We start from the raw sequence: 523 nt of genomic DNA on the forward strand, positions 1-523 counted from the left end.
GTACTGCTGCTTGACGAAGTCGATGCGCTGATCGGTGACACCCTGCTCTCGCTGCTGCGCCAACTGCGCGCCGGCTATCCGCAACGGCCGACGGCCTTTCCGCAGACCGTGATTCTGTGCGGGGTGCGCGACCTGCGCGACTACCGCATCCATGCCAGCTCCGAGCGCGAGGCCATCACCGGGGGCAGTGCGTTCAACATCAAGGCCGAATCGCTCCGCCTGGGGGACTTCAGCGCCGCCGAGACGCGCACCCTGCTGCTGGAGCATACCGCCGAGACCGGGCAGATCTTTACCCCCGAGGCGCTGGATCGGGTTTGGGAGCTGACCCAAGGTCAGCCCTGGCTGGTCAATGCCTTGGCCTACCGCGCCTGCTTTAAACTCCCCGCCGGCCGCGACCGCGCCCAACCGATCACAGCGGCGCTGATCGACCAGGCCAAGGAGGCGATGATCGTCGAGCGCGTGACCCATCTGGATCAATTGGCCCACAAACTCCAGGAGCCCCGGGTACGCCGGGTCATCGAGC

1 pseudogene is annotated in these 523 nt (G+C 66.5%); it reads left to right on the plus strand.

Features of this window, described 5'->3' with window-relative positions:
- Window positions 1-523, plus strand: a pseudogene (locus tag CKO25_RS20860) (ATP-binding protein); the annotation flags it as partial.

This window comes from Thiocapsa imhoffii, from assembly GCF_016583985.1.
Lineage (GTDB): Bacteria > Pseudomonadota > Gammaproteobacteria > Chromatiales > Chromatiaceae > Thiocapsa > Thiocapsa imhoffii.